The organism is Stutzerimonas sp. CXK-1 (genome assembly GCF_057738225.1).
Genome location: NZ_CM173217.1, coordinates 3357357 through 3380201 on the forward strand (window position 1 = coordinate 3357357; position 22845 = coordinate 3380201).

The 22845-nt window shown below is 67.7% G+C and carries 19 protein-coding genes; 9 read left to right on the top strand and 10 right to left on the bottom strand.

Features of this window, described 5'->3' with window-relative positions; translation table 11 throughout:
* The first annotated feature begins 11 nt into the window (after nt 1-11).
* A complete protein-coding gene (locus tag AC0KXH_RS15990; RefSeq protein ID WP_488223685.1) occupies nt 12-2522 on the top strand; it encodes an ATP-binding protein in 2511 nt (836 codons plus the stop codon).
* Here the strand turns inward: AC0KXH_RS15990 and AC0KXH_RS15995 are convergent.
* The gene (locus AC0KXH_RS15995) at nt 2491-4062 is read right to left on the bottom strand and encodes a sigma-54-dependent phenylalanine hydroxylase transcriptional regulator PhhR (RefSeq protein WP_043221930.1); all 1572 of its coding nucleotides are present in this window, start codon (nt 4060-4062) and stop codon (nt 2491-2493) included. The genes AC0KXH_RS15990 and AC0KXH_RS15995 overlap by 32 nt on opposite strands.
* Between AC0KXH_RS15995 and AC0KXH_RS16000 the strand changes: the two genes are divergently transcribed.
* The 4 genes from AC0KXH_RS16000 to AC0KXH_RS16015 all read left to right on the top strand — a co-directional run bounded on the left by AC0KXH_RS16000 (nt 4061) and on the right by AC0KXH_RS16015 (nt 6876).
* Nucleotides 4061-4321 carry a hypothetical protein gene (locus AC0KXH_RS16000; RefSeq protein WP_139047986.1) on the top strand — a complete coding sequence of 87 codons (261 nt, stop codon included), beginning with the start codon at nt 4061-4063 and terminating at the stop codon, nt 4319-4321. The two genes, AC0KXH_RS15995 and AC0KXH_RS16000, sit on opposite strands and share 2 nt — an antisense overlap.
* Nucleotides 4318-5103, top strand: a complete 786-nt coding sequence (gene phhA / locus AC0KXH_RS16005; RefSeq protein WP_061339921.1) for a phenylalanine 4-monooxygenase — start codon at nt 4318-4320, stop codon at nt 5101-5103. The genes AC0KXH_RS16000 and phhA overlap by 4 nt, the downstream gene beginning before the upstream one ends.
* Nucleotides 5104-5326: 223 nt before the next feature.
* Nucleotides 5327-5683 (top strand): 4a-hydroxytetrahydrobiopterin dehydratase, encoded by a 357-nt coding sequence (locus tag AC0KXH_RS16010; RefSeq protein WP_041108580.1) that lies wholly within the window; start codon nt 5327-5329, stop codon nt 5681-5683.
* Nucleotides 5683-6876: an amino acid aminotransferase gene (locus AC0KXH_RS16015; protein ID WP_488224618.1), complete on the top strand. Its 1194-nt coding sequence runs from the start codon at nt 5683-5685 to the stop codon at nt 6874-6876. The genes AC0KXH_RS16010 and AC0KXH_RS16015 overlap by 1 nt, the downstream gene beginning before the upstream one ends.
* A gap of 36 nt (nt 6877-6912) precedes the next feature.
* Here AC0KXH_RS16015 and AC0KXH_RS16020 read toward each other — a convergent pair whose 3' ends face one another.
* Nucleotides 6913-7869, bottom strand: a complete 957-nt coding sequence (locus AC0KXH_RS16020) for a helix-turn-helix transcriptional regulator (RefSeq protein WP_488223686.1) — start codon at nt 7867-7869, stop codon at nt 6913-6915.
* Nucleotides 7870-8035: 166 nt separating this feature from the next.
* Here AC0KXH_RS16020 and AC0KXH_RS16025 point away from each other — a divergent pair, with 166 nt between their 5' ends.
* From AC0KXH_RS16025 to rimA, 4 genes are all read left to right on the top strand, one after another.
* Complete coding sequence (locus AC0KXH_RS16025; protein ID WP_488223687.1) at nt 8036-10186, top strand: TonB-dependent siderophore receptor; 2151 nt, start codon at nt 8036-8038, stop codon at nt 10184-10186.
* A gap of 54 nt (nt 10187-10240) precedes the next feature.
* Nucleotides 10241-10555, top strand: coding sequence for a DUF2218 domain-containing protein (locus AC0KXH_RS16030; RefSeq protein ID WP_043221940.1), 315 nt, complete (start codon nt 10241-10243; stop codon nt 10553-10555).
* The gene (locus AC0KXH_RS16035) at nt 10552-11487 is read left to right on the top strand and encodes an alpha/beta hydrolase (RefSeq protein ID WP_488223688.1); all 936 of its coding nucleotides are present in this window, start codon (nt 10552-10554) and stop codon (nt 11485-11487) included. Before AC0KXH_RS16030 ends, AC0KXH_RS16035 begins: the two co-directional genes overlap by 4 nt.
* 162 nt (nt 11488-11649) lie before the next feature.
* A complete protein-coding gene (gene rimA / locus AC0KXH_RS16040) occupies nt 11650-12435 on the top strand; it encodes a S6 modification regulatory phosphodiesterase RimA (protein ID WP_041107750.1) in 786 nt (261 codons plus the stop codon).
* On the opposite strand, the gene AC0KXH_RS16045 is transcribed toward rimA, so the two are convergent.
* The 8 genes from AC0KXH_RS16045 to AC0KXH_RS16080 all read right to left on the bottom strand — a co-directional run bounded on the left by AC0KXH_RS16045 (nt 12436) and on the right by AC0KXH_RS16080 (nt 22773).
* The gene (locus tag AC0KXH_RS16045) at nt 12436-13119 is read right to left on the bottom strand and encodes a type 1 glutamine amidotransferase domain-containing protein (RefSeq protein ID WP_224110314.1); all 684 of its coding nucleotides are present in this window, start codon (nt 13117-13119) and stop codon (nt 12436-12438) included. It abuts the gene before it with no gap.
* Nucleotides 13120-13206: 87 nt separating this feature from the next.
* Entirely contained in the window at nt 13207-15096 is a 1890-nt protein-coding gene (locus AC0KXH_RS16050) for a methyl-accepting chemotaxis protein (RefSeq protein WP_200629274.1), read from the bottom strand.
* A 213-nt stretch (nt 15097-15309) separates the two neighbouring features.
* On the bottom strand, nt 15310-16770 hold the full coding sequence (locus AC0KXH_RS16055) for a sodium-dependent transporter (protein WP_488223689.1): 1461 nt from the start codon (nt 16768-16770) through the stop codon (nt 15310-15312).
* Between the two features lie 84 nt (nt 16771-16854).
* Nucleotides 16855-17505 (bottom strand): maleylacetoacetate isomerase, encoded by a 651-nt coding sequence (gene maiA, locus AC0KXH_RS16060; RefSeq protein ID WP_488223690.1) that lies wholly within the window; start codon nt 17503-17505, stop codon nt 16855-16857.
* A gap of 89 nt (nt 17506-17594) precedes the next feature.
* Entirely contained in the window at nt 17595-18578 is a 984-nt protein-coding gene (locus AC0KXH_RS16065; RefSeq protein ID WP_488223691.1) for a fumarylacetoacetate hydrolase family protein, read from the bottom strand.
* Nucleotides 18578-19717 (bottom strand): homogentisate 1,2-dioxygenase, encoded by a 1140-nt coding sequence (locus AC0KXH_RS16070; protein WP_488223692.1) that lies wholly within the window; start codon nt 19715-19717, stop codon nt 18578-18580. Before AC0KXH_RS16070 ends, AC0KXH_RS16065 begins: the two co-directional genes overlap by 1 nt.
* A 151-nt stretch (nt 19718-19868) precedes the next feature.
* Nucleotides 19869-20954, bottom strand: a complete 1086-nt coding sequence (gene hppD / locus AC0KXH_RS16075; protein WP_488223693.1) for a 4-hydroxyphenylpyruvate dioxygenase — start codon at nt 20952-20954, stop codon at nt 19869-19871.
* Between the two features lie 409 nt (nt 20955-21363).
* A complete protein-coding gene (locus tag AC0KXH_RS16080) occupies nt 21364-22773 on the bottom strand; it encodes a sodium-dependent transporter (RefSeq protein ID WP_488223694.1) in 1410 nt (469 codons plus the stop codon).
* Nucleotides 22774-22845 lie beyond the last annotated feature (72 nt).

Here is a 22845-nt window from a genome sequence, read left to right on the forward strand (position 1 = left end):
AACAGCCAGCCATGTGCAGCGCGCCCAGCGACACCGGCGGTGGCCAGACCAGGCCGGCCCCCGCCGGCCAACCCTCATCACTGGCCGAGACGCATCGCCTGGCCGTGCAGCGGCACACGCCGGCCACCATGCTGATCGATCGCAACGGGCAGATCCTGCATGTCAGCGAACGGGCTGGCCGTTATCTGCGCCACCCGGCCGGCGAACCCACGCTGCTGCTGACGCAGCTGGTGCTGCCCGAGCTGCGCCTCGAACTGCGCCTGGCCTTGCTCGATGCGGTGCGCCGCGGCGAGAGCGTCGAAGCCAAGCGCGTGCATGTGCTGCGCGACGGTGAATGGGTCTGGGTCAGCATCTCGGTGCGCCCGGTCGAGCCAGGCCAGAGCGATCACCTGCTGGTGCTGTTCGACGAGATCCAGGCGCGCCGAGAACTGCCGAGCCCGCCGGACCAGCAGGACGGCCTGATGCGCCAGCTCGAAGCCGAGCTGCAGCAAACCCAGGATCAGTTGCTACAGGCCACCGCTCAGGCGCGTGGTGCCGCCGCGCCCTCGCTCGCGGGCGACGCGCCCCTGCCGGCAGCAATCGACAACGACCTGCAGGCCGCCAACGAACGGCTGCGCCAGCAGCTCGCACAGACCCGCCAGAGCGCCGACGAGCTGCAGAACCTGATCGCCGCGGTGGATATCGCCACCCTGCTGGTCGACAGCGACCTGCGCGTCACATGGTGCTCGCCACGCCTGCGCGAGATGCTGGCGCTGGCCGCCGGCGACATCGAGCGCAGCCTGGAGCGGATCGCGCGGCGCCTGGACTACCCACAGCTGTTCGACCACCTGCGCAGCGTCTGCACGCACAACGTGCGGATGCGCCGCGAGGTCCCCGACCAGGACGGCCGCTGGTATCTGGCGCGGCTGGCGCCCTACCGCGCCGGTCGCGAGGCCTGCGGCGCGGTGCTCAGCCTGATCGACGTCAGCGACCGCCGCGAAGCCGAAGACCGCGCGCGTGCCGGCGAAGCCCACATGCGCCGGCTGGCGCAGAGCATGCGCGGCTACGCCATCATCACCATGGACCCGGACGGCCGGGTCACCAGCTGGAACGGCGGCGCTGAAACCATCTTCGGCTTCAGCGAGGGCGAAATGCTCGGCCAGCCGGTCGAGCGCATCTACAGCGAACAGGACCGCCAGCAGGACGTTCCGCAAAAGGAGCGGCAGCGCGCCCTGGCAGACGGCTCGGCGTCGGACGAGCGCTGGCACCTGCGCGAGGACGGCCAGCAGATATACTGCAGCGGGCTGGTCAATCCACTGCTCGACGGCGATCGCCTGCTGGGCTTCGCCAAGATCGCCCGCGACCTCACCGAGCAGAAGCGCCAGAGCAGCGAACAGGCCAGCCGTCTGGAGCATGCGCAGAGCACCAGCGAGCAGAAGGACCAGTTCTTCGCCGTGCTCTCTCACGAACTCAAGCACCCGCTGAACCTCATCCAGCTCAACAGCGACCTGATCATCCGCGCCCCGGTGGTCAAGCAATCGCCCGCGCTGAGCAAGGCCGCCAGGGGCATCCAGGCCGCGGTGCGCAGCCAGTCGCGCATCATCGACGACCTGATGGACGTCTCGCGCCTGCGTACCGGCAAGCTCAAGCTCTACTTCGACACCTTGCACTACCAGGCGCTGCTCGAGGGCATCGAAGCGGTGTTTCGCCCGCTGACCCAGGCCGACGGCGTGGTCTTCGACAGCGACCACAACCCCGAGCCGCTGTACGTCGAGGCGGACCCGACCCGGCTGGAACAGATCGTCTGGAACCTGCTGAACAACGCCTGGAAGTTCACCCCGCCCGGCGGGCGCATCAGCCTGCGCCTGAGCCGCGACGGCGAGCACGCCCGGCTCGAGGTGAGCGATACCGGCCATGGCATCAGCGAAGACTTCCTGCCCAAGGTCTTCGACCTGTTCGGCCAGGCCGAGGTGCAGCACAGCCAGCGCGGCCGACAGGGGCTGGGTATCGGCCTGGCGCTGGTGCAGCAGCTGGTCGAGCTGCACCGCGGGCGTATCGAGGCGCATTCGGACGGGCTCGGTCGCGGCGCGCGCTTCACCGTCTGGCTGCCGCTCTACCTGCAGGCGCAGCTGGAGCTCGGCGACCAGCCCCTGGCCCATGACAACGGCCAACTGCAGGGCGTGCGCATCCTGCTGGTGGACGACAGCCCCGAAGTGCGGGAAATGCTCGACGACCTGCTGCGCAGCGAGGGCGCCGAGATCGAGACCGCCGGCAGCGGCAAAGAGGCGCTGGCACGCTGCGCCGCCAGCCGCTACGACGTGATCCTTTCCGATGTCGGCATGCCCGGGCTGGACGGCTACCAGACGATCAGCGCAATCCGTGCGCAATCGCTCAACCGCCACACCCCGGCCATCGCGCTCAGCGGCTATGGCTCGCGAGACGCGCTGGAGCAGGCGCGCAGCGCCGGCTTCGACCTGCACCTGCGCAAGCCTGTCGACCTGGATTCGCTGGTCAGTGCGGTGCGCCAGGTGCGCCGGCGCTGATGCCGTATTCGCGCAGCTTGTTGGCGATGGTGGTGTGCGACACGCCGAGGCGCTTGCCCAGTAGCCGGCTGCTCGGGTGCTGCTTGTAGAGGCTCTCCAGCACAGCCTTCTCGAAACGGCCCATGATCCGCCCCAGGTCGCCGTCGAGCGAGAATTCGCCGAGCGGCTGCGCCGCGCCGTAGCCCGGCAGGCGAATGTGCTCCGGGCCGATGGTGTCGCCGTCGCACAGCGACACCGCCTGGAACAGCGTGTTTTCCAGCTGCCTGACGTTGCCCGGCCAGTGATAGCCGGCCAGCCGCTCGAGCGCCTGCGGCGCCAGCCGTGGCAGCGGGCAGCCGATCTGCCGGCTGGCCTGGTCGATGAAGTGGCGCGTCAACGGCTCGAGGCCGTCCAGGCATTCGCGCAGCGGCGGGATGTGCAGCGACAGCACGTTGAGCCGGTGGTAGAGGTCCTGGCGGAACTGCCCGCTGGCGCAGAGCTCGGAGAGGTCCTGCTGGGTCGCGCAGATCACCCGCACATCGAGGTAGACCTCCTCGTCGCTGCCGACCCGACGGAAGCCGCCGTCCTGTAGGAAGCGCAGCAGCTTGGCCTGCAGGCGCGGGCTCATTTCGCCGACCCCGTCGAGAAACAGCGTGCCGCCTGCGGTCAGCTCGAGCAGGCCGAGCTTGCCTTCCGGGCGCGCGCCCTCGAAGGCACCGGGGCCGTAGCCGAACAATTCGGTCTCGGCCATCGACTCGGGCAGCCCGGCACAGTTGAGCGCCATGAACGGCGCCTGCCCGCGCGGGCTGGACAGGTGGCAGGCGCGCGCCAGCAGCTCCTTGCCGGTGCCGGTTTCGCCCTCGATCAACAAGGGCGCGTCGAGCGGTGCCATGCGCCGTGCTTCACGCACCACCGCAGCCATCATTTTCGAGCTCTGGAAGATGCTGTCGAAGCCGCGCAGCTCCTGGCGCCTGACGTTGTAGATGCGCTCGCCGAGCTGGTCGGCGCGGTGCAGCGCCAACACCGCCCCGGCCAGGGCTTCGCTGTCGTCGTGCTGCGACTGCAGCGGTGCGATGTCGGCGAGAAACACCTGGCCCTTGACCTGCACGCGCAGGCCGTTGATGCGCGCCTTGTTGCTGCGTACCAGCTCCGGCAGGTCGAAATCCTCGGCATAGCGCGACAGGCTCATGCCCGGCACCTCGTCGACGCGCACGCCGAGCAGCTGCGCCGCGGCCCGGTTGGCGGCGACGATGGCACCACTCATGTCGATCGACAGCACCGGAAAATCCAGCGCACCGAGCAGCGCATTGAGTTCCAGCGAATGCCGCTCGCTGGGCATCAGCCCGACCTTGCGCACCTCGAACACCCCGGGCAGCGCCTCGATCTTCGGCCGCAGCGCCTGCAGCTGCAGGTTCATCAGGTTCGGGCAGTGCAGGTAGATGGCATTGCCCTGCTCGCCGCCGACTTCGCCGCGGGCGACGTTGATGCCGTAATCGACGAGCAGGTTGAGCATGTCGCGCAGGATGCCGACACGGTTCTGGCAGAGCACACGGATACGCATGGCATGGGCCTTCTTGTTTTTCGCGGCGGGCCGCTTTTGTCGTCAAGAATATTTGACGGCTTCGATGCCCGCCAGCGCCGTTCGTTCTGCTTTCGCCCGTTGCGTAATGATTTTTTTACAAAATGCTCCCCATGCTTGCGGCAAGCTGTCGCAGCCGGGGCTGCCCAAGGCTCCGTTGGCGGGTTCAGATGAGGCATCCGATAACAACAACATTGCCTCACAGACGCGCCTTGCCGCGTCGGGCCAGGAGGTCAGATGAAAACCACGCGATACGTCGCCCGCGAACCGGATGCCGAGGGCATCATCCATTATCCGGACAGCGAACATGCGGTGTGGAACACCCTCATCGAGCGCCAGCTGAAATTGCTGCCGGGGCGCGCCTGCGACGAATACCTCGACGGCCTCGACCAGCTCGCCCTGCCCAACGACCGCATCCCGCAGCTTGGCGAAGTCAACCGTGTGCTCAAACGGGCCACCGGCTGGCAGGTGGCCCGCGTGCCGGCGCTGATTCCCTTCCAGACCTTTTTCGAACTGCTGGCCAGCAAGCGCTTCCCGGTGGCCACCTTCATCCGCACGCCGGAGGAGCTGGACTACCTGCAGGAGCCGGACATCTTTCACGAGATCTTCGGCCACTGCCCGTTGCTGACCAACCCCTGGTTCGCCGAGTTCACCCACACCTACGGCCAGCTGGGCCTGGCGGCGAGCAAGGAGGAACGCGTGTACCTGGCGCGGCTGTACTGGATGACCGTGGAATTCGGCCTGGTCGACACCCCGGCCGGCCGGCGCATCTACGGCGGCGGCATCCTCTCCTCGCCGAAGGAGACGCTCTACAGCCTGTCCAACGAACCCGAGCAGCAGGCCTTCGACCCGCTGGAGGCGATGCGCACGCCGTATCGCATCGACATCCTGCAGCCACTGTATTTCGTGCTGCCGGACCTGCACCGGCTGTTCGAACTGGCCCGCGAGGACATCATGGCGCTGGTCCGGCAGGCCATGCGCCTGGGCCTGCACCAGCCGAAGTTTCCGCCCAAGGCGGCGTAGGGTGGAAAACCGCAAGGCGTTTTCCACGCGCCGATTCGGCTGCCACCAAGCAGTAGGTGGATGACGCCGCAAGGCTCATCCACCGACCGCAACCCGATCTATCGACAGCGAGGCGGAGCGAACCCGACGCGTGGACAAGCCTGCGGCGTTGTCCACCCTACGGCCTTCCATTCGCCTAGGCTTTCCAATGACCTTCACCCAACAGACCAAAGGGACCGACACCATGACCGCCCTCGCCCAAGCCCAATGCGAAGCCTGCCGCGCCGATGCGCCCAAGGTATCCGACGAAGAACTGGCCGAGCTGATCCGCGAGATTCCCGACTGGAACATCGAGGTACGCGGCGACCACATGGAGCTGGAACGCGTCTTCCTGTTCCGCACTTTCCGCCACGCCCTGGCCTTCACCAACGCGGTCGGCGCCATCGCCGAGGAAGTCGGCCACCATCCGGCCCTGCTCACCGAATGGGGCAAGGTCACCGTGACCTGGTGGAGCCACGAGATGCGCGGCCTGCACCGCAACGACTTCATCATGGCCGCGCGCACCGACCAGCTCGCCGCCAGCGCCGAGGGCCGCAAGTGATGCATTTCGGCCAGATACCCCGCGTGCTCGGCGACCCTATCCTCGGCCTGCTGGACGCCTACCGCGCCGACCCCAACCCGGCCAAGCTCGACCTGGGCGTCGGCGTCTACAAGGACGCCCGCGGGCTGACGCCCATCCCGCGGGCGGTCAAGCTGGCCGAGCAGCGCCTGGTCGACAGCGAAGAAACCAAGAGCTACATCGGCGGCCACGGCGATGCCCTGTTCGGCGCGCAGTTGCTGCGCCTGGTGTTGAGCCCGCGTGCGCTGGCGCTGACCGAGGAGCGCGCCGGTTGCACCCAGGCCCCCGGGGGCACCGGCGCCTTGCGCCTGGCCGGCGAGTTCATTGCCCGCTGCCTGCCCGGGCGCAGCCTCTGGCTGAGCGACCCGACCTGGCCGATCCATGAAACGCTGTTCGCCGCGGCGGGCGTGCCGCTGCGCCATTACCCCTACGTCGGCGCCGACAACCGCCTGGACCGCGACGGCCTGTTCGCCACGCTGGAGCGCATTCCGCCCGGCGACGTGGTGCTGCTGCACGCCTGCTGTCACAACCCGACCGGCTTCGACCTGAGCCAGGACGACTGGCTGCGGGTGCTCGACATCGTGCGTCGCCGCGAACTGCTGCCGCTGTTCGACTTCGCCTACCAGGGCTTCGGCGATGGCCTGGACGAGGACGCCTGGGCGGTGCGGCTGTTCGCCGAGACGCTGCCGGAGCTGCTGATCACCAGTTCGTGCTCGAAGAACTTCGGCCTGTACCGCGAGCGCACCGGCGGGCTGATCGTGCTCGCCGCCGACAGCGAGCGGCTACTCGATGTACGCAGCCAGCTGGCGGCGCTGGCCCGCGGCCTGTGGTCGACGCCGCCGGCACACGGCGCCGCGGTGGTGGCCGCCATCCTCAGCGACGATCCGCTGCGGCAGATCTGGCAGGACGAGGTAGAAACGATGCGCCGACGCATCGCCAGCCTGCGCCAGGGTCTGGTCGAGGCGCTGATGCCCTACGGCCTGGCCGAACGCTTCGCGCACATCGCCGAGCAGCGCGGGATGTTCTCCTACACCGGGCTGACCGCCGAACAGGTGCGCCGGCTGCGCGCCGAGCATTCGGTGTACCTGGTCGAAAGCGGCCGCGCCAGCGTCGCCGGGCTCGATGCCGAACGCCTCGATGCCCTGGCCGCCGCCATCGCCCGGGTGGTCGCCTGACCCCCGCGGCGCCCACCGGCGGGCGGCGCCCCCCGGCTAGACGCGCGCGCGCAACTGCCGCGGGCTGACGCCGAACTGGCGCTTGAAGGCGGTGGCGAAGTTGGCCGGGCTGCTGTAGCCGGCACGCCAGGCCGCCTCGCTGACGCTGACACCGTCGCGTTCGAGCGCCTCGCGGGCCTGCTGCAGGCGCCGTTGGCGCTGATACTCGAACACCGAAAGGCCGCGCAGCGCCCGGAACTGGCGCTGCAGCGTCGTGGCGTTGCAACCGATCTCACGGGCGATCCCCGCCAGTGACAGGTCGTCCGCCGCGCCGCTGTCGAGCAGTTCGGTCAGCCGCTGCACACGCAGGTGCTCGTGCGGGCGCAGGCCATGCGCGGGCGGCGGCTCGGCGAGGCTGCCCAAGGCTTCGCAGGCGATGTCCAGTGCCCGGCTCTCCAGGTACAGCCGTTCGAGCAGCGGGTCGTAGCCCGGCGGGCTGAGCATCTGCTCGGCCAGGGTCAGCAGGCGTGCCGAAGGTGTCCAGCGCCGCGGCACCAGATGGCTGTGCATGAAGCGATGCAGCGCACCGCCGGCCACGTCCTGCGCGCCGGCCCGCTCGAACCACTCCGGCGTCAGGCTCACCACCAGTTTGCGGATGCGCCGGCCACGTCGCGCCTGGCGGCGGAACAGCACCGGCTCGTTCATCGCCAGCGCCACGCCCTCGGGGCGGCGGCGATCGGGCTGGCCGAAGGTCAGCGCCAGGTCGCCGTACTGCACCTCGCTCTGCCCCTCGAGAAACAGCACGAACGACAGCCGCGGCCCGACCGGGTTCTCGGTGACGAAATCCTGCAGCTCCTGGTAATCGGACCAGTGCAGCGACAGGCCGTCGCGCAGCTGCAACCACTGCACCCGCCCATAGAACAGCCGATCGTCATCCGGCCGCGCCAGGCGCAGGCCGGGCTGGCTCATGGCGGGCAGCTCATCGCGACGGATCAGGTGTACAGGCTGCTGCATGCGGCGGTCCCCGGTATGGCCGCGCAAAGCAAATGTTTGCGCGCGCAAAGGTTCGAGCAAGGTGCTGGTGGCAGACTACGCGCCGTCATTCTCGGATGCAAATCGTTATCATTTGTAGAGCGAGGCAATCGCCAACCTGCCCGCCCTCTGCACCAGGAGCTGCCACATGGACACACGCACCCGCCCGCTTCGCCTTGCCCAGCGTTCCCGCCACCTGCTGCTCGCCGGCCTGCTCGCGCCTTTCCCGCTGAGCGCGCTGGCCCAGGGCGTGGCCGCGCCGGGCGATGCGGTTCAGCTGGAGAGCATCACCGTCGAGGGCAACCGCCTGTACGACATGCCGTCCTCCGAGCAGAGCGGCGGCTACACGGTGCCCGCCGCCACCGTGGGCACCAAGACGCCGGCCGAGCTGCGCGACATCCCGCAGTCGATCAGCGTCTACACCCACGATTACATCCGCGACCGCCAGTTCGTGAACCTCGACGACCTGGCCAAGTACTCCACCGGCCTGCGCACGCTGACCAACGACAGCGGACGCTCGTCGATCTATGCGCGCGGCTACGAGTACGACGAGTTCAACATCGATGGCCTGCCGGCGCCGATGGCGAGCATCAACGGCACCCTGCCGTCGCTGTCGCCGTTCGATCGCGTCGAGGTCATGCGCGGGCCCTCCGGCCTGTTCAACAGCACCAGCGAGATGGGTGGCATCGTCAACATGGTGCGCAAGCGCCCGACCCGCGAATTCCAGGGCAGCCTGACCGGCCGCTACGGCAGCTGGGACAGCCAATACCTTGAAGCCGACCTCGCCGGCCCGCTCGACGAGCAGGGGCGCATCCGCGGCCGCACGGTGCTCTCGCGCGCCGACACCAATGGCGAGGTCGACTACAACGCCAACACCAGCGAGAGCTTCTATGGCGCGCTGGACATCGACTTGACCGAGGCCACCACCCTGGCCTTCGGGCTGATCCACCAGACCAAGGACATCGTCCCGCACAACGGCTACCCGGCGGCCATCGACGGCAGCCTCGAATCGTTCAGCCGCTCGACCTACCTGGGCGCCGACTGGGGTGACTTCGACGGTCGCACCACCGATGCCGTGGCCGAACTCACCCATCGCTTCGACAATGGCGGCTACGGCCGCATCGCCGTGCGCGGCTCCAGGCGCGCGACCGACTACCTGTACGCCTTCACCGCGCGCAACGTGAACAGCGGAGCCACCAGCCTGGCCTACACCGCACGCGACCTGGAGCAGGACACCCTCGCCGTCGATGCCAACTACAGCCAGCCGTTCGAATGGCTTGGGCAGGTCAGCGAGTTCGTCATCGGCACCGACTACAAGCGCTACGACACCGAAACGGCCGATGCGCGCGGCAACCTCGGCCCGATCGACCTCGCCAGCTATCGACCGACCGACATCGCGCGGCCGGACGTCCGCTTCGGCACGCCGACCGAGACGAAGGAGCGCGAGGCCGGGCTCTACGCCAAGCTGACCTTTCGCCCGATCGAACGCCTGGCGCTGATCGGCGGTGCGCGGGTCAGCAGCTATGAAGGCGACAACAGCAGTGCCGCCCGCGATGTCAGCGAAACGGGCTACGTCACCCCCTACGGCGGCCTGGTGTTCGACCTGGATGCGCAGCACTCGCTGTACGCCAGCTACTCGCGGGTATTCAAGCCACAAAGCGAAGCCGGTGCGGACGGGCGCATCATCGACCCGCGCGAAGGCGATCAGTACGAACTGGGCATCAAGGGCAGCTACTTCGGCGGCGACCTCAACGCCCGGCTCAGCGCCTTCCAGCTGACCGACGAGAACCGCGCCACCGGTGCCATCGACGCCAACGGCGTGCCGATCGGCGGCGTCTACGAAGCCAGCGGCAAGACGCGCATCCGCGGCGGCGAGTTCGAGATCAGCGGCTACCTGACGCCCGACTGGGAAGTGCTGGCCGGCTACACCTACATGAAGACCGAGAACCTCGCCGGCGACGACAACGCGCTGTTCGCGCTGATGCCCCGGCACCAGGCCTCGCTGTGGACCCAGTACACCCTGCCCGGCGGCGGCCTGCGCGGCCTGGGCATTGGTGGCGGCGTCACGGCGATGAGCGATTTTCACATCGAACGCGCCGGCAGCCCGCGCCTGAGCGCACCTGGCTATGCCGTGGTCGATGCCAAGCTGTCCTACCCGGTGACCGAGCAGCTCACCGCGACCTTCGACGTGAACAACCTGCTGGACCGCAAGTACTACTCGCGGGTCGGCAGCGTCGGCACCTTCAACTTCTACGGCCCCTCGCGCAGCTTCAGCGTCGGCGCCCGCTACCAGTTCTGACCGCCCGTGCCGCCGCGGCCGGAAGGCCCGGCGGTACTGCACAGGAGACAACGCATGCCCCAGTTCCATGCCCAGGTACCCACGCCGCGCGCCGCACGCAACATGACGCGCCTGCACAAACACTTCGCCCACAAGGCCGAAGTGTGGGCCGACGAAACCGCGGCAAAGGTCGCCTTCGCCTTTGGCGAATGCCGGATGCACGCCGAAGCCGAGCGCCTGCTGATCGATTGCCAGGCCGAGGCCGGCGAGGCCGAGCGGCGCCTGCGCTTCGTCATCGCCGACCATCTCAAACGCTTCTCCGGCGACGAAGCGCTGGAAGTCCAATGGCGCGACGGCCCATTGCCGGCCCGGACCGAGGCGCACCCGTGAGGCGCCTCGTACTGGCCCTGCTCGCCACACTCGGGGCCGGCGGCGCCGCAGCCGAGGACGCCGCACCGGCCTGGCAGGCGGTGACGCTGGCGCATACCGAACAGCGCAGCGTGCATTCGCGGCACACCGGCCGCGACTACCGCATCTTCGTGGCGCGACCACAGCAGGAGCCACCCGCCGCGGGCTACCCGGTGCTCTTCGTGCTCGACGGCAATGCGCTGTTCCCGACGCTCGCGCTGCAGGCCCAGGCACTCGAGGCTCGCCCCGACCCGGCGCTACGCGACTCGGTGCTGGTGGTCGGCATCGGCTACCCGAACACCCAGCTCTACGACTTCGAGGCGCGGGCCGAGGACTACACACCCGACGCCGCAGACCGCCAGCGATTGCCCGGGCGCCTGGCGCCACCCGCTGGCGGCGCCGAGCGTTTCCTGGCGTTCATCGAGGACGAGCTCAAGCCGCTGATCGCCGCGCGCTATCGGGTCGATCCGTCGCGACAGACCCTGTTCGGCCACTCCTATGGCGGGTTGTTCACCCTCTACGCCCTGCTCGAGCGCCCGCAGGCCTTCAGCGGCTATGTCGCCGCCAGCCCGTCGATCTGGTGGTATCAGGGCTTTGTCGAACGTCGCCTGAGCGCGTTCGAGCGCCGCGCCGGCAAGGCCGCGCCTCGCGCGCAGCTGCTGATTACCGCCGGCAGTGCCGAGGAACCGCAGGCTGGCGACCCGCTGAGCGACCCGCGCCAGCGGCACCTGGCCGAACGGCGCATGGTCGGCAACGCCCGCGAGACGGCGCAGCGCCTGGCCGCGGTGGCGGGCCTGCGTGTCGACCTGCGCATCAATGCCGGGGCCAACCATGGCACCAATGCGCAATACAGCACGATTCAGGCGCTGGAACTGGCGAGTCGCGTCGGCCGGGCGGCCGCCGAGGCTGACTGACCAGCCATCGCGGCGCCCTCGGTCAAGCGCTCCGGGTGGTCAAGAAAGCCGCCGAGGCGGCCGACAACAGAAGGTAACCGTCACCGCGACCGGCAGCCGTTATGCTGCCGTCATCGCGCGGCCCTTCAGGCGCAATGGCCGCCAAGCACCCGAGGAACACCGATGCCCCGCCGCTCCGCCTGCGACTCCGACCAGCCTGTCACCTGCGAGGGCTGCCGCAACGCCCAGCCGCTGGACTTCGCCTTTGCCTATGCCTACCAGCCGATCGTCGATCTGGCGGCCCGCCAGGTCTTCGCGCACGAGGCGCTGATACGCGGCCCGGCCGGCGAACCGGCCCCGACCGTGCTGTCGCGGGTGACCGAGGAGAACCGCTATCGCTTCGACCAGGCCTGCCGCGTCGAGGCCATCCGCACGGCTGCGGCGCTCGACATGCAGAGCCGGCTGTCGATCAACTTCATGCCCAATGCGATCTACCGCCCCGAACTGTGCATCCGCTCGACGCTGCAGGCCGCGCGCGAGCACGACTTCCCGATCGAGCGGATCATCTTCGAGACGGTCGAGGGCGAAGAGGTGAGCGACGGCAAGTGGCTTGCCGAAGTCCTGCGCGAATACCAGCGCATCGGCTTTCTCACCGCGATCGACGATTTCGGCGCCGGCTTCGCCGGGCTCAACCTGCTGGCCGACTTCCAGCCGGACCTGATCAAGCTGGACATGGATCTGATCCGCGGCATCGACGCCAGCCGCTCGCGCCAGGCGATCGTGCGCGGGGTCACGCAGATGTGCCGCGAGCTGAACATCCGGGTGATCGCCGAAGGCGTGGAAACCGCTGACGAATACCTGTGCCTGGCCGATCAGGGCATCGAGCTGATGCAGGGCTATCTGTTCAGCAAGCCGCTGTTCGGCGCCTGCGCCAGTGCCGATGCCCTGAGCTGGCCGGCCGCACGCTGATCAGCCGGCGCGCAGCAACTCCAGCAGGGCGTCGGCCGCGGCCTCCGAAGAGGCCGGGTTCTGCCCGGTCACCAGGTGTCCGTCGACCACCACGTAGGACGCCCAGTCCGGCCCCTTGCTGTAGTTGCCGCCGCGCGCCTTGAGCCGGTCCTCGAGCAGGAACGGCACCACCTCGGTCAGCTCGACCGCCGCCTCCTCGCTGTTGGTAAAGCCCGTCACGCCGCGCCCCTTGACCAGGAACTCGCCGTCCGGCCCGCGCACCTCGCAGAGTACCGCCGGGGCATGGCACACCGCGGCCACCGGCTTGCCGGCCCGCACGAAGGCTTCGATCAGGCCGATCGAGTGGCGATCCTGCGCCAGGTCCCAGAGCGGGCCATGCCCGCCGGGAAAGAACACCGCGTCGAAGTCCGCGGCAGACATCTCGTCCAGCTTGCGCGTGCTGGCCAGCGCGCGTTGCGCCTCGGCGTCTTCCTTGAAGCGCCGGGTGGCCTCGGTCTGCGCGTCAGGTGCATCGCTCTTCGGGTCGAGCGGTGGCTGCCCGCCCTTGGGCGAGGCCAGGGTGATGTCGGCGCCGGCATCGCGCAGGACGAAGTACGGCGCGGCGAACTCCTCGAGCCAGAAGCCGGTGGGCTTGCCGGTATCGCCCAGGCGGTCGTGCGAGGTGAGAACGATCAGTACCTTCATGAAAAAACCTCCCATGGTCATGTTGCCCTGAGAGGTTTCGACCGCAACCGGCCGCCGCTGCTCCACGGCGGCCGGACGGAAGGCGCGCTAGATGCGGAAGCTGTCCACCAGCTGCTTGAGGCGGCCGGCCTGGCGCTCGAGGTCGCCACAGGCACGCAGGGTCGCCTCGAGGTTCTCCACGCCCTGCTGGTTGAGCGTGTTGATTTCGATGATGTCCATGTTCAGCGACTCGATCACCGCAGTCTGCTCTTCGGTGGCGGTGGCGACCGACTGGTTCATCGCGTCGATCTCGCCGATGCTGCGGGTCACCGCGACCAGTCGCTCGCCCGCCTGGTCGGCGATGCTCACGCTGCTTTCGCTCTGACGCTGGCTCTCGGTCATGGTGGTGACCGACTGCCGCGCATCGACCTGCAGTTGTTCGATCATCTGCTGGATCTCCTGTGCCGAGCTCTGCGTGCGATGCGCCAGGCTGCGCACCTCGTCGGCGACCACGGCGAAGCCGCGCCCGGCCTCGCCGGCCCGTGCCGCCTCGATGGCCGCGTTGAGCGCCAGCAGGTTGGTCTGCTCGGAGATGCCCTTGATGACCTCGAGGATGTGGCCGATGTCGACCGTCTTGGCGTTGAGCGTCTCTATCTGCCGGCAGGAGTCGCTGATCTTTGCCGAGAGTTCACGCATCGCGGCGATGTTGCGCTCGACCACCTGGCGCCCGTCGTCGGCCTCGCCGCTCGCGCCGCTGGCCTGCTGCGAGGCGTCGGCGGCGTTGCGTGCGATCTCCTGCGCGGCGGCGCCCAGCTCGTTGATCGCCGCGGCCACGCTGTTGGTACGGCTGGCCTGCTCGCCCGAGTTGGCCATCGACGAGTTGGACGCGGCGAGTACCAGGTTGACCACTTCATGCACCTGCTGGGTCGCCGAGGACACCTCGCGGATGGAGCCGTGGATGCGCTCGACGAAGCGGTTGAAAGCACCGGCCAGCTGGCCGAACTCGTCGTTCGACTGCACCGCCAGGCGGCGGGTCAGGTCGCCCTCGCCCTCGGCGATGTTGGCCATGGCCCGGCCCATGTCGGTCAGCGGGCGCATCAGCACGCGAATCAGCATGCCCAGCAGGGCGATGATGAACAGCACCGCCACGGCCGTGGCGACAAAGGCCGAGGTACGGAAGCTGGCCAGGCTGGCATAGGCCTTGTCACGGTCGACCGAGATGCCGACGTACCACTTCACCGACGGCAGGCCTTCGACCGGGCTGAAGGCGAGGATGCGCTCGTTGCCGTCGAGGCTCGCCTCGGCGTAGCGGCTGGTCAGGCTCGGGGTGTTCTGCGGGTAGAGCTCGCTCAGCGTCTTGTTGACCTTGGTCTTGTCCGGGTGGACGAGGATCTTGCCGTCGGCACTGACGAGAAACGCATGGCCCATGCCGTTGAAGTCGAGCGAGTTGATGATGTCGACCAGCACCTTCAGGCTCAGGTCGCCGCCGATCACGCCAAGGGTCTGGCCGCCGGCCTGCGCCGGGGTCGCCACGGTGATGATCAGCTCGTTGGTCGCCGCATCCTCGTAGGGCTCGGTCAGCGTGGTCCGGCCGGCGGCCACGGCATCCTTGTACCAGGGGCGCTGGCGCGGGTCGTAGCCCGGCGGCAGCTCGAAGCGCGGATGCACGAGGAATTCGCCGTCGGCACGCCCCAGGTAGCTGAAGGCAAAGGTCGAGCTGAGCGCCGGCTGGCGGACCAGGGCTTCGACCTGTTCGGTCGAGTTGTCGCGCGCGACGGTCTGCGCAAGGCTCTCGAGCAGCACCAGGCGGCCGGACAGCCAGTTGGCGATATTGTCGGCGGTGACCACGCCCATCTCGTCGAGATAGCTCTGCAGGTTCGCGCGGATGGCGTTGCGCTGCAGGTAGTCGTTGTAAAGCGTGAACAGCGCGAAGGCGACGACCACGACCAGCGAGGCGGCCAGCAGGATCTTGTGGCTGAACTTGAGCTGTTTGGGCATTTGCGGAACATCCGGTTGGCTGAGCGGGGCTCGCATCCTGCGCACGGTGCATTCCGTTGATCTCGGTCAAGTTTTCGGCTGTTTTCGGCAGAACTTGACCGCCGGCCGTCCTGCGCCCGCAAAGCGCTTGCCCAGGACCACCGCCGCAGCGGAGGCGCGCGCCCATAAAAAACGCCAGCCCGGAGGCTGGCGTCTGCTCGTCACGCACCAGGCTCAGCGACCGGCCAGGGCCGGCATCACCCGCGGGCGAAAGCCTTCGCCGACGATCGTCAGCAACGCGATGGCGCTGGCGATCCAGTACCAGCGCTCGAGCGGGTCGAAGCCCAGCCAGCCGAGCGCATGCAGGAAGACCATGAGGATCAGCACCGGGCTGACGTAGCGCACCATGAACAGCCACAGCGCGTAGCCGGCCGGCGACAGCTCCAGCTCGTCGCGCATGATTTCGGCGCGCAGGCAGTAGCCGGCCAGTACCGCCATGAAGATTCCGCCCAGCGGCATCATCCAGCGCGAGGTCAGGTAGTCCAGGGCATCGAACAGGGTGGTGCCGAACAGCTTCCAGTCGGCGCCAACGTTGAACGAGAGCATCGCCAGCAGGCTGATCACCAGCAGCACCGTCCCCGAGCCGATGGCGGCCTTGCCGCGGCTGATGCCGTGCTTTTCGTTGAGGTAGGCGACGGTCGCCTCGATCATCGAGATCGCCGAGGACAGCGCGGCAACCGACACCATGGCGAAGAACAGCACGCCGAACAGCGTGCCGAACGGCATCTGCTGGAAGGCCAGCGGCAGGCTCATGAAGATCAGCCCCGGCCCGGCGCTCGGGCTCATGCCATTGGCGAAAATCACCGGGAAGATCGCCAGCCCCGCGAGCAACGCCACGCAGGTATCGGCGATCGCCACCATGAAGGTGGTGCGCGCGATGGACTGGCCATCCGGCAGGTAGGAGCCATAGGTGAGGATCGCCCCGGAGGCCAGGCTGAGGGTGAAGAAGGCGTGGCCCAGGGCGGCCAGCAGCGCTTCACCGCTGAGCTTGGAGGCATCGAAACTGAACAGGAAGGCAAAGCCCTCGTCGAAGCCGCCGCTGGTCAGGCCGTAACCGACCAGCACCAGCAGCATCACCGCCAGCCCGGGCATCATCCAGCGGAACGCCCGCTCGACCCCGGCCTGTACGCCGCGGCCGACGATGAACAGTGTCAGCAGCGCCACCAGCACGCTCCAGCCACCGAGCACCCAGGGGTTGGAGTTGTGCGCCTCGAAGGTCTGTGCCAGGCCCTCGACGCTGCTCGCCGCGAGCGAGCCGTCGAGCATCTTGACCGTATAGGCGAAGGCCCAGCCGGCGACCACCACGTAGAAGCAAAGGATCATGAAGCCGGCGAGCATCGCCATGCTGCCGACCAGCTTCCAGGCCGGGTTGCCGTTGTTCTCGCGCACCACGCGGGCGATGGCGTCGATCGGGCTGCCGCGCCCGCGGCGGCCAATGGCGATCTCGGTCATCATCACCGGAATGCCGATGGCGAGGATGCAGACCAGGTACATGAGCACAAAGGCGCCGCCGCCGTACTCGCCGGTGATGTAGGGGAATTTCCAGATATTGCCGAGCCCGACCGCCGAGCCGGTCGCGGCGAGAATGAAGCCCCAGCGGGACAGCCAGAGATTCTTCGGTTTTTCACGAGTCATGCGTCACCTGCTTGTTTTTATCTGTGACGGATCGAACCCGCCGCGCTTGTGGCATGGCGGAGTGGCACGCAAGGTTGTGGGTAGTCAGCCAGCGTCGGGTTGCACCTCCGGGGCGGCCTGGGCGAATGCCTCCAGCGCCTCGCAGCGAGCAACCCGCGCGAGGATACGTGGATAGGCGTCCATTGGGCAGTCGAAACGGCGGGCGTTGTACACCTGCGGCACCAGGCAGGCTTCGAGATAGCCGGGCCGCTGGCCCAGCGACAGCTCGTCACCAAAGGCTTCCAGCCCCGCCTCCACCGCCGCCAGCCCCTCGGTGACCCAGTGCCGGTACCAGGCATTCTTCGCCTCGTCGTCGACACCGAGCTCGCCGGACAGGTACTTGAGCACGCGCAGGTTGTTCAACGGGTGGATATCGCAGGCGATGTGCATGGCCAGTGCGCGCACCTGGGCGCGGCGCACCGGATCGTCCGGCAGCAGCGCCGGCACCGGAAACACCTCGTCGAGGTACTCGAGGATCGCCAGCGACTGGGCGATGCGCGCGCCGCCGTTGAACTCGTCGACCAGCAGCGGCACCAGCCCCTGCGGATTGAGCGTGCGGTACTCGGCGGCGTGCTGCTGGCCGCCGTCCTTGACCAGATGCACCGGCACCTGGCGATAGGCCAGGCCCTTGAGGTTCAGCGCGATGCGCACGCGGTAGGCGGCGCTGGAGCGCCAGTAGCCGTAGAGTTTCAACATGGCGAACCACCCTGAGCCGTGGGGTGGAAAACCGCGCAGCGATCTCCACCGGCTGCCTGTTCCGCGCGGTGGGCGTGAAGCCCCCCACCCTAGCCTTCATATTTCTCCACCTGCTGATCGATGGCGCCGAAGATGCTCTGCCCGCTGGCGTCGAACATCTCGATGCGCACCCGGTCACCGAAGCGGAGGAACGGCGTCTTCGCCTCGCCGTGCTCGATCACCTCGAGCATGCGCTTCTCGGCCAGGCAGGACGAGCCGGCGCTGCGGTCGTAGTTCGACACCGTGCCCGAGCCGATGATGGTGCCGGCACCCAGCGGACGGGTGCGCGCAGCGTGGGCGACCAGGGTCGGGAAGTTGAAGGTCATGTCGGTGCCGGCATCCGGCTGGCCGAACAGCTCACCGTTGATATGCGAGACCAGAGGCCGATGCACCTTGCCGTCGCGCCAGGTTTCGCCCAGCTCGTCCGGCGTCACCGCCACCGGCGAGAAGCTCGACGATGGCTTGCTCTGGTAGAAGCCGAAGCCCTTGGCCAGCTCGCCGGGGATCAGGTTGCGCAGCGACACGTCGTTGACCAGCATCAGCAGCTGGATGTGCGAGGCCGCCTCGGCCGGCGTCGCACCCATGGGCACGTCGTCGGTGATCACCGCCAGTTCGCCTTCCAGATCGATGCCCCAGGCCTCGTCGGCTAGGCGGATCGGGCTGTGCGGCGGGATAAAGGCATCGGCGCCGCCCTGGTACATCAGCGGATCGTGCCAGAAGGACTCCGGCATCTCGGCGCCACGCGCCTTGCGCACCAGCTCGACGTGATTGACGTAGGCACTGCCGTCGGCCCAGTGATAGGCGCGCGGCAGCGGGCTGTGGCAGGCGGTCTGGTCGAAGGCGAATGCGCCCTCCTCCAGCCCGTCGTTGAGGCGCTGGTAGACCGCTTCCAGCTTCGGCTTGCAGTACTGCCAGTCATCCAGCGCGGCCTGCAGCGTGGCGGCGACCTGCGGCACTTTCACCGCGCGGGCGAGATCACGGGAAACGACGACGAGCACGCCGTCGCGGCCCTGGTTGAGGGTTGCGAGTTTCATCAGGATTCCTTGCCCGGCGCACGCCAGGAGTTGACGTATTCGGGGACATCGACGGCGGCGGCGGCCTCGCCGACTTCCAGCGCGCGGCGGGTGTCGATCATCACCGCCACCTCGTCGGCAAAGGTCGCCGGGTCGGTGCTGGCCTTCTTCAGTGCCTTCGGGTGCGGCCCGTGGGGGAAGCCGCAGGGGTGGAAGGTCACCATGCCCTGCTCGATGTTGTCGCGGCTGAAGAAGTTGCCGCGGTGGTAGAACAGCACTTCGTCGTAGTCGTCGTTGTTGTGGAAGAACGGCACCTTCAGCGCGCCCGGGTCGGATTCCACCGGCCGCGGCGTGAAGGTGCAGACCACGAAACCGTTGGCGACGAAGGTGGTGTGCGCCGACGGCGGCAGGTGGTAGCGATGGCTCATCAGCGGGCGGATGTCACGCCAGTTGAGCCGTACCACGGTGTTGTCGCCGTGCCAGCCGACCACGTCCAGCGGGTTGTACGGGTAGGTCACGGTGGTGATCTGCTCTCGCCGCTTGATGCGGATCTGCCAGGGGTTCTCGTCCTGCTGCGCGCGGAAGGCGTCGTCCAGCCGGGGGTGGTCGAGCACCGCGGGGTCGAAAATCGCGTGCGGGCCGACCAGGCCTTTTTCCGGCAGCTGGTAGGCGCCGTCGGTGTTCTCGATCAGCAGCATGAACACCGGCTCTGTCGCCTCGATGCGCCAGGCGGTGCCGCGCGGGATCATCAGGTAGTCGCCGTCGCGGAATTCCAGGTGGCCGAAGTCGCAGTACAGATGCCCGGCGCCCTCGTGGATGAACAGCAGTTCGTCACCGTCACCGTTGCGCACCAGGTGGCGCATGGCGCCGTTGGTCTTCCACAGGCGCAACTTGACGTCGGCGTTGTGCAGCGCCAACGGCGCCTGCAGCGGGCAGTCACCTTCGCTGGGGATGTGATTGAAGTTGAAGGCGTGCGGGCGCAGCGGGCCTTCCCAGTCGATCCAGCCGGTCGGCGGATGCTTGTGATGCAGGTGCGAAGCCGGGCCGAAGAAGCCTTCGCGGCCCATTTCGCGCTCGTAGGTGCCCTGCGGAAAATCGCAGTGCGCCTGACGCGAAGTCTCACCCTCGCGGATGGGGAAACTGATCCATTTGCGGCTCATGTGCCTCTCCTCGTGATACCGCGTGATCTCAATGGCGCTGCGGTGGGTGCCGGTGCGTAGGGTGGATGTCGCAAAGCACATCCACGCGTTGGTCGGCCCGACACAGACGCGTGGAAGATGCTTCGCAGTCTTCCACCCTACGGTTCTCGCCTTACTCGCCCGCCTTGATCACGCCACGACGCACCTGGTCTTCCTCGATGGATTCGAACAGCGCCTTGAAGTTGCCCTCGCCGAAGCCCTGGTTGCCCTTGCGCTGGATGATCTCGAAGAAGATCGGGCCGATCACCGTGTTGGTGAAGATCTGCAGGAGGATGCCGTCATCGCCCGGCGCACCATCGATCAGCAGGTTCAGCTCGCGTAGCTGGTCGAGCGGCTCGCCGTGGCCCGGCACGCGGGTATCGACCTTCTCGTAGTAGGTGTCCGGGGTGGTCATGAAGTCCACGCCGTTGGCGCGCAGGCGGCGCACGGTCTCGTAGATGTCGTCGGTGGACAGCGCGATGTGCTGGATGCCCTCGCCGTGGTACTCGCGGATGAATTCCTCGATCTGCGACTTGTCGTCGGCCGACTCGTTGATCGGGATGCGGATCTTGCCGCAGGGCGCGGTCATGGCACGGGAGAACAGGCCGGTCAGCTTGCCTTCGATGTCGAAATAGCGAATCTCGCGGAAGTTGGCGATGCGCTCGTAGAAACCGGACCAGACGTCCATCTGCCCGCGACGCACGTTGTGGGTCAGGTGATCGATACACATCAGGCCGACGGCATTGTCGTTCGGCGTGCGCCCTTCGATGTACTCGAAGTCGACGTCGTAGATGCTCTTGTCGCCGTAGCGGTCGACGAGATACAGCAGCGAGCCGCCGATGCCTTCGACGCAGGGGATGTTCAGCTCGCCGAAGTTGGCGTGGCTGCCGACCAGCTTGGCGCCCTGGGATTCGACGTAGGCAGCGGCCTGCGCGGCGTTCTTCACCCGGAAGGCCATGGCGCAGGCGCTCGGGCCGTGCTTCTCGCCGAACTCGCGCACATGCCCGGTGGGGCTGCCGTTGAGCACGATGTTGATGTCGTGCTGCTGGAACAGCCAGACCTCCTTGGAGCGGTGCTTGGCGGTTTCGGTAAAGCCCATCTGAGTGAACAGCGTGCGCAGCTGCTCGATGCCCTCGGCATTCGGCGCGGTGAATTCGACGAACTCGAAGCCGTCGGTGCCGATGGGGTTGTGCTGTTCGATCTTGTTCACGGCGTTCATATCGCCTCCTGATTATTGTTGTGAAGACTGCCGTTGCACGGCTTGGCTGGCCCCATCACACCCCAGGCCAGGGCGGCGAACAATGCTGTTTACGGGCACGGAAAGCGGCTGGCGCCATCCCCGCTGTCAGGTTTTCCTTACAGTGCGTTTTTCGCTGAAAAGCCTGGCTCGGCGGCTTGCCAGGCGTAACGAAAAGCTGACAGCCTGGTGCGACAAGCTGCCGCACATGTCATCTGGCGCAATGGCGTCGCGTATAAAAAAGGTGGGCTGAAGCCCACCCACCAAGGCCGGCGTCGGCCTCGATGGATGGACCTGAGCCCACCAAAAGGGCTTCCTGAGAAGCCCGCAGCATGCTTGCGGGATGGGCTTCAGCCCACCGGCGCGTTCTGCACGGACGACCGAGGTCGCGCTAGATCAGCCCGAGCAGGTTGAGGAATACCAGCACGATGGCCACCGGCGTGCCGTAGCGCAGCAGCTTCCACCAGGCCTGGAACAGCCCGGCGTTGCGAATGCCGATGGCCTCGCTGACCACGTGACGCTGCAGCACCCAGCCGGTGAACAGCACCGTGCCCAGCCCGCCCAGCGGCATCAGCCAATTGGTGGTGAGGTAGTCCAGGCTGTCGAAGAAGGTCTTGCCGAACAGCTGGTAGTCCGCCCAGTGGTTGAACGAGAACACGCTGCCCAGGCTCAGCAGCCAGAGCACCAGGCCGCTGCCCAGCACGGCCTTGGTCCGGCTGATGCGGAAGCGCTCGGTGAGCCAGGCGATGCTCGGTTCGGAGAGCGAAATGGCCGACGTCAGCGCGGCAATCACCAGCATCACGAAGAACAGCCCGCCCACGACCTGCCCCAGCGGCATCTGGCCAAAGGCGATCGGCAGGGTGACGAAGATCAACCCCGGCCCGGCCCCCGGCTCCAGCGCGTTGCCGAACACCAGCGGGAAGATCGCCAGGCCGGCCAGCAGCGCCACCGCGGTATCGGCCAGCGCCACCAGAATCGAGGTCTTGGCGATCGAGGTGCCTTCCGGCAGATAGGAGCCGTAGACCATCATCGCGCCGCAGCCCAGGCTCAGGGTGAAGAAGGCATGGCCGAGGGCGACCAGCACGCTCTGCGCGGTCAGCGCAGAAAAGTCCGGCACGAAAAGAAACTGCAGCGCCTGGGCGAACTCGCCTTCGATGGCGGCGTAGACCACCAGCACCAGCATCAGCACGAACAGCCCGGGCATCAGAAAGCGCAGCGATCGCTCCAGCCCGCCGCGCACGCCGAAGCCGACGATCAGCATGGTCGCCGCCAGCACCAGCGTGGCACAGACCACCAGGCGCAGCGGGTCCGCCAGCAGCGCGCCGAACAGCGCACCACTGGCCTCCCCGCTGACCCCGGTGAAGCCGCCGCTGAACGTCGCCGGCACATAGGCCAGCGCCCAGCCGGCCACCACCAGATAGAAACTCAGGATGAGAAAGCCGGTCAGCCCTCCGAGCCAGCCCACCACCCGCCAGCGCGAACTGGCCCCGGCCTCGCGCGCCAACCGCGCCACGGCGCCATCAGGGTTCGCCCGACCACGGCGGCCGATCATCACCTCGGCCATCAGCAGTGGAATGCCGATCAACAGGATGCAGGCGAGATAGACCAGCACGAAGGCGCCGCCGCCGTTCTGCCCGGTCACGTAGGGGAATTTCCAGATATTGCCCAGGCCCACAGCGGAGCCGGTGGCGGCGAGGAAGAACACCCAGCGGGAGGACCAGAGGCCACGGCTGGAGGCGGAACGGGCAGTTGCGGACGCGCCGGCGAAGCTGCCGGCAGTGAGGCGGGACGGTTCGGTCATTGCGGTTTCCTGCTTGTTGTTCTTGTCAGGTCGGGCGAAGTGACGGAAGGGGGCGGCCGTGCGGCCGCCCGG

What these genes read in the sequence shown, in the direction of transcription:
- AC0KXH_RS15990 (WP_488223685.1), top strand. Translation starts at nt 12, where the DNA reads ATGTGCAGCGCGCCCAGCGACACCGGCGGTGGCCAGACCAGGCCGGCC.
- AC0KXH_RS16000 (WP_139047986.1), top strand. Translation starts at nt 4,061, where the DNA reads ATGGCATGGGCCTTCTTGTTTTTCGCGGCGGGCCGCTTTTGTCGTCAA.
- AC0KXH_RS15995 (WP_043221930.1), bottom strand. Translation starts at nt 4,062, where the DNA reads ATGCGTATCCGTGTGCTCTGCCAGAACCGTGTCGGCATCCTGCGCGAC.
- phhA (WP_061339921.1), top strand. Translation starts at nt 4,318, where the DNA reads ATGAAAACCACGCGATACGTCGCCCGCGAACCGGATGCCGAGGGCATC.
- AC0KXH_RS16010 (WP_041108580.1), top strand. Translation starts at nt 5,327, where the DNA reads ATGACCGCCCTCGCCCAAGCCCAATGCGAAGCCTGCCGCGCCGATGCG.
- AC0KXH_RS16015 (WP_488224618.1), top strand. Translation starts at nt 5,683, where the DNA reads ATGCATTTCGGCCAGATACCCCGCGTGCTCGGCGACCCTATCCTCGGC.
- AC0KXH_RS16020 (WP_488223686.1), bottom strand. Translation starts at nt 7,869, where the DNA reads ATGCAGCAGCCTGTACACCTGATCCGTCGCGATGAGCTGCCCGCCATG.
- AC0KXH_RS16025 (WP_488223687.1), top strand. Translation starts at nt 8,036, where the DNA reads ATGGACACACGCACCCGCCCGCTTCGCCTTGCCCAGCGTTCCCGCCAC.
- AC0KXH_RS16030 (WP_043221940.1), top strand. Translation starts at nt 10,241, where the DNA reads ATGCCCCAGTTCCATGCCCAGGTACCCACGCCGCGCGCCGCACGCAAC.
- rimA (WP_041107750.1), top strand. Translation starts at nt 11,650, where the DNA reads ATGCCCCGCCGCTCCGCCTGCGACTCCGACCAGCCTGTCACCTGCGAG.
- AC0KXH_RS16045 (WP_224110314.1), bottom strand. Translation starts at nt 13,119, where the DNA reads ATGAAGGTACTGATCGTTCTCACCTCGCACGACCGCCTGGGCGATACC.
- AC0KXH_RS16050 (WP_200629274.1), bottom strand. Translation starts at nt 15,096, where the DNA reads ATGCCCAAACAGCTCAAGTTCAGCCACAAGATCCTGCTGGCCGCCTCG.
- AC0KXH_RS16055 (WP_488223689.1), bottom strand. Translation starts at nt 16,770, where the DNA reads ATGACTCGTGAAAAACCGAAGAATCTCTGGCTGTCCCGCTGGGGCTTC.
- maiA (WP_488223690.1), bottom strand. Translation starts at nt 17,505, where the DNA reads ATGTTGAAACTCTACGGCTACTGGCGCTCCAGCGCCGCCTACCGCGTG.
- AC0KXH_RS16065 (WP_488223691.1), bottom strand. Translation starts at nt 18,578, where the DNA reads ATGAAACTCGCAACCCTCAACCAGGGCCGCGACGGCGTGCTCGTCGTC.
- AC0KXH_RS16070 (WP_488223692.1), bottom strand. Translation starts at nt 19,717, where the DNA reads ATGAGCCGCAAATGGATCAGTTTCCCCATCCGCGAGGGTGAGACTTCG.
- hppD (WP_488223693.1), bottom strand. Translation starts at nt 20,954, where the DNA reads ATGAACGCCGTGAACAAGATCGAACAGCACAACCCCATCGGCACCGAC.
- AC0KXH_RS16080 (WP_488223694.1), bottom strand. Translation starts at nt 22,773, where the DNA reads ATGACCGAACCGTCCCGCCTCACTGCCGGCAGCTTCGCCGGCGCGTCC.